The sequence below is a fragment of the Pseudomonas sp. 24 E 13 genome (assembly GCF_900004715.1).
Classification (GTDB): Bacteria; Pseudomonadota; Gammaproteobacteria; order Pseudomonadales; family Pseudomonadaceae; genus Aquipseudomonas; species Aquipseudomonas orientalis_A.
On sequence record NZ_CVTO01000114.1, the window covers coordinates 1 to 5,047 of the forward strand.

At 60.2% G+C, this 5,047-nt stretch carries 4 protein-coding genes and 1 pseudogene; 2 read left to right on the top strand and 3 right to left on the bottom strand.

Annotated features, from left to right (window positions below; translation table 11 throughout):
* Positions 1-697, bottom strand: a 697-nt coding sequence (locus BFP90_RS12280) for a FadR/GntR family transcriptional regulator (RefSeq protein ID WP_065896806.1), incomplete at its 3' end; no start/stop codon positions are given.
* Between the two features lie 327 nt (positions 698-1,024).
* Between BFP90_RS12280 and BFP90_RS12285 the strand changes: the two genes are divergently transcribed.
* Complete coding sequence (locus tag BFP90_RS12285) at positions 1,025-2,386, top strand: MFS transporter (protein ID WP_065895512.1); 1,362 nt, start codon at positions 1,025-1,027, stop codon at positions 2,384-2,386.
* Between the two features lie 19 nt (positions 2,387-2,405).
* Complete coding sequence (gudD, locus tag BFP90_RS12290) at positions 2,406-3,731, top strand: glucarate dehydratase (protein ID WP_065896807.1); 1,326 nt, start codon at positions 2,406-2,408, stop codon at positions 3,729-3,731.
* Between the two features lie 350 nt (positions 3,732-4,081).
* Here gudD and BFP90_RS12295 read toward each other — a convergent pair whose 3' ends face one another.
* Both BFP90_RS12295 and BFP90_RS12300 read right to left on the bottom strand, forming a co-directional pair.
* Entirely contained in the window at positions 4,082-4,438 is a 357-nt protein-coding gene (locus BFP90_RS12295; RefSeq protein ID WP_065883237.1) for an addiction module antidote protein, read from the bottom strand.
* A 1-nt stretch (position 4,439) separates the two neighbouring features.
* A pseudogene (locus BFP90_RS12300) lies at positions 4,440-4,742 on the bottom strand (type II toxin-antitoxin system RelE/ParE family toxin).
* Positions 4,743-5,047 lie beyond the last annotated feature (305 nt).

Sequence of the window (5,047 nt, forward strand, 5' to 3'; positions counted from 1 at the left end):
AACGGTCGCGGCTATTGGTCAGATGCAGCACCATTGCCGCCCGCGCAGCATCCGGGTCCTGACGCTTGAGGGCATTGAAGATCGCCTCATGCTCCAGGCTCGCCAGTTGACCCAGCTTGGCAAAATCCGCCCCGCCGCGCTCGTCAGCCTTGACCTGGGTGCGGGGGATCATCGCGGTGCCCAGGTGCTGCATGATTTCACTGAAAAACGTATTGCCGGTGGCTTCGGCGATCAGTTGGTGGAAGCGCTTGTCGTCTTCCACGCAGCTGTCGTTGTTGGCCAGGCAGGCCTGATAGTCGTCCAGCGCCTGGCGCATATGGGCCAGTTGCGCGTCGGTACGGCGCAACGCGGCCAACGCCACCGCCTGCACCTCCAGACCCAGGCGCAGTTCCAGCATGTTGCGCACGCTGGCGACGGTGTCGACGTGCAGGCGCAGGCCCTGCCGGGCGTGTTGCTCCAGCACGAACGTGCCGATGCCGTGCCGCGTCTCCACCAGCCCCGACGCCTGCAGCTTGGAGATGGCTTCGCGTACCACCGTGCGGCTCACCCCATGCTCAAGCACGATGGTGGATTCGGACGGCAGTTTTTCGCCCGGTTTGAGCTGGCCGAGCAGGATGCGCTGGGTCAGCGCGTCGACCACGCCCTGGGCCAGGTTGGTGGAGCGTCTGCGCACGGGAGGTGCGTTTTCAATGGGCATCGCTAAGGGTCCACGGGGTTGGGCTGGAGGGAGCTTAACATCCCGTTCACCGACGACGCCGAGTTGATTCACGAGACAGTTAACTTGTATGACAACCAATCTGATAGACCGGTATTACGCCCCGAAACATCCTGCGAATCGAACGGTGCTCCGCTGATAGAAAACCCCTTATAGCACGAGCAAATAACCAAAATATCATTCCATCAGCGCCTTTATGAGAACAAATACTCATTGCGGCGCATTGCGATTTTCAAAAAACAACTTGTATGATGTCTGGCAACAAAACCCATAACCCGCATAAAAACAAATCAGGGGGCGTTTTCCATCGTGAACCATTCCAGCCATGCATCCGCTGCACCAGAAACCGACTCGGTGCTCACCCGCGCCGTGAGCAAAGTGAAGGGCCATGTGCTCCCGCTGTTCGTGGTCATGTTCATCCTCAACTACATCGACCGGGTCAATATCGGCTTCGTGCGTACGCACATGGAGCACGACCTGGGCATCGGCGCGGCGGCCTATGGCTTCGGCGCCGGGCTGTTCTTCATCGGCTACGCGCTGTTTGAAGTGCCGTCCAACATGCTGCTGCAAAAGGTCGGCGCACGCATCTGGCTGACCCGCATCATGTTCACCTGGGGCATCGTCGCCACGCTGATGGCGTTCATCCAGAACGAAACCCACTTCTACATCCTGCGTTTTTTGCTCGGCGTGGCTGAAGCGGGCTTCTTTCCCGGGGTGATCTACTACTTCACGCGCTGGTTGCCCGGGGTTGAGCGTGGCAAGGCCATTGCGATCTTCCTCAGCGGTTCTGCGGTGGCGTCATTGATCTCGGGCCCGCTGTCGGGTGCGCTGTTACAGATCGAAGGTTTCGGCTTGCACGGCTGGCAATGGATGTTCGCCATCGAAGGCCTGGCCTCGGTGGCGCTGGGCTTCTTTGTGTGGTTCTGGCTGGACTCCAAGCCCCATGACGCCCAGTGGCTGAGCCGCGAAGAACAGGACGCACTGGTTGCGGCCATCGATCAGGAACAGCGTGACCGCGAAGCCCTGACCACGGTCAAGCCGACCCTCGGCAAGCTGCTCAAGGACCGGCAGATCCTGCTGTTCTGCGTGTTGTATTTCTGCATCCAACTGACGATTTACGCAGCGACGTTCTGGCTGCCGAGCATCATCAAAAAGATGGGTGACCTGAGTGATATACAAGTCGGCTTCTTCAACTCGATTCCGTGGCTGATCTCGATCATCGCCATGTACGCCTTCGCAACGCTGTCCGGCAAGTTCAAGTTCCAGCAGGCGTGGGTCGCGGCAGCCTTGTTGATCGCAGCGGCCGGGATGTTCATGTCCACCACGGGCGGGCCGATCTTCGCGTTCGTGGCGATCTGCTTTGCGGCCATCGGTTTCAAATCTGCGTCTTCGTTGTTCTGGCCGATTCCCCAGGGCTACCTGGACGTGCGCATCGCCGCTGCAGTGATCGCGTTGATCAATTCCATCGGCAACCTGGGCGGCTTCGTCGCACCCACCACCTTTGGCTTCCTGGAGCAAACCACCGGCTCGATCCAGGGCGGGCTTTACGGCCTGGCCGGCACCTCGGTGCTCGCGGCCATCCTGGTGTTTTTCGCCAGGACCTCACCTTCCACGGGGCTCATGTCGCCCGGCATTGCGCCCACCGCCAACGCCATCAGCAAACCTCTTTGAGCGTATTAAGGACCTTGCCATGAATACTCCCGTCATCACTCATTTCGACGTCATCCCGGTCGCCGGTCACGACAGCATGCTGCTGAACTTGAGCGGCGCCCACGGCCCCTACTTCACGCGCAATATCGTGATCCTCAAGGACAGCAGCGGCAACACCGGCGTAGGTGAAGTGCCCGGCGGCGAGCGCATCCGCGAAACCCTGGAGGACGCGCGCAGCCTGGTGATCGGCCAGCCGATCGGTCAGTACCAGCGCATCCTCAACCGGATGCGCAGCACCTTTGCCTCTCGCGACGCGGCCGGCCGTGGGCTGCAAACCTTCGACCTGCGCATCACCATTCACGCCGTAACCGCGATGGAGGCGGCGCTGCTCGACTTGCTCGGTCAGTTCCTCGAGGTGCCGGTGGCCGCTCTGCTGGGTGAGGGGCAGCAACGCGATGCGGTGAAGATGCTCGGTTACCTGTTCTACGTCGGTGACCGCACCGCCACGGACCTGGCCTACCGCAACGAAGCGGAATCCGACGACGACTGGTTGCGCCTGCGCCATGAAAAAGCCCTGACGGCCGACGCCGTGGTACGCCTGGCCGAAGCCGCCAAGGCCCGATACGGCTTCAACGACTTCAAGCTCAAAGGCGGCGTATTGAGTGGCGATGCCGAGATCGAAGCCGTCACCGCCCTGGCCGAGCGCTTCCCGGAGGCGCGCATCACCCTCGACCCGAACGGCGCCTGGTCACTCAAGGAAGCCATCCGTTTGTGCCGCGACCAGCATCACGTCCTGGCCTACGCCGAAGACCCCTGCGGCGCGGAAAACGGCTATTCGGGCCGCGAAGTCATGGCCGAATTCCGCCGCGCCACCGGCCTGAAAACCGCCACCAACATGATCGCCACCGACTGGCGCGAAATGGGTCACGCCATTCAGTTGCAATCGGTGGACATTCCCCTCGCCGACCCGCACTTCTGGACCATGCAAGGCTCGGTGCGCGTGGCGCAGATGTGCCATGAGTGGGGCCTGACCTGGGGCTCGCACTCCAACAACCACTTCGATATTTCCCTGGCCATGTTCACCCAGGTGGCGGCAGCGGCGCCGGGCGAAATCACCGCGATCGACACCCACTGGATCTGGCAGGACGGCCAACGCCTGACCCGGGAGCCGCTGAAGATCGAAGGCGGCTACGTGAAAGTGCCGGCCAAGCCTGGCCTCGGGGTGGATATCGACATGGATGCCGTGGCCAAGGCCCACGAGCTGTACAAAGGCATGGGCCTCGGCGCGCGGGATGACAGCGTGGCGATGCAGTTCCTGATGCCGGGATGGCGCTTCAACAACAAGCAGCCTTGCCTGGTGCGGTGAGACCCGTTTATGCAGGAGCGAGCTGGCTCGTTCCTGCCAATGGCGTGCCCGGCATCGATCGTTCCCACGCTCCGCGTGGTAATGCAGCCTGTGACGCTCTGCGTCACGACCTAACAGCGGACGCAGAGCGTCCAGGGCGGCATTCCCACGCAGAGCGTGGGAACGATCGAAACTGCACCTTATCCGAACCTGCCACAACGACAGAGAAGGCGCCGGTTCCATGCAAGGCCCGGTGCGCATGGCGCAAATGTGCCATGAGTGGGGCCTGACCTGAGGCAGCCTGCCTGGTGCGTTGAAACGGCTTTATGCAGGAGCGAGCTTGCTCATTGCTGCCAATGGCGTGCCCGGCATTAAGGTCTGTGGGCCTTTTTGCTTACAATCGGCTGCACCGTCAGCTCCACCCCCAACGCCACCATCAACTTCTGGATCGTCTCATAGCGCGTCTTGGACCCGCCCTTAAGGGTTTTATAAAGACTTTCCCGATTAACCCCCGCCGCTTCGGCCACTTTGTTCACACCCTGGGCCTTGGCGACTTCAGCCAGTGCTTTCATAAGGATCTGCGGGTCTTGGGCCTTCATGCTCTGCGCAAGATAGGCACTGATGGTCTCCGGGCTGTCGAGAAAGCGCGAAGCTTCGTAAACGCGAGTACCGGATGTATCAAGGTCGAGGATTGGCATGTCCTCGGGTTTGAATGTCGATTCGCTCATTTCATCTACCTCTCAGGGCATCGAGGATTTCTTTTGCCCGTTTAATTGCTCTTTTTTGATCGGTTTTATCGCCGCCCCATAACATCAGCTAAGCGGCGATGCCCGTGCGTACAAAATAGATCCTGTAGCCTGGCCCGACAAAAACACGCATTTCGCTCAGGCCGTCGCCGACAGGCGCGCAATCGCCAAAATTGTTCTCTTCGGCTCGATCCAGACGCGCCAGCACCGCCGTTTTTCCGCAAATATCCTTCATGCCGTCGAGCCATGCATCGAACTCAGGCGTTCCGCCGATCGTATTGGTCACAGATTCACATGTAGCCTACTGGCTACTCCTTGTAGATGCCAGTGAATTTTTATTCCGTTGAGAACCGCAAGAAAAAATCCTAGACCAGCATCCGTGCAGGCAACCGGACGATACTATTAGCGCTTGTTTCGCTGCGCTCCCTCCAAACAATCCCGACCTGAAGCCCAATCAGGCGGCGCATCGCGATCGGGGCATGGGTATCTACACAACGTAGTAGCGCCCAACGCTAACCCGCTAACCACGATGCGCAGCGAGTCGCTCTTGATCTTGATCTGCTTTTGATCTTGATCTCAGGCGCCCCGTTA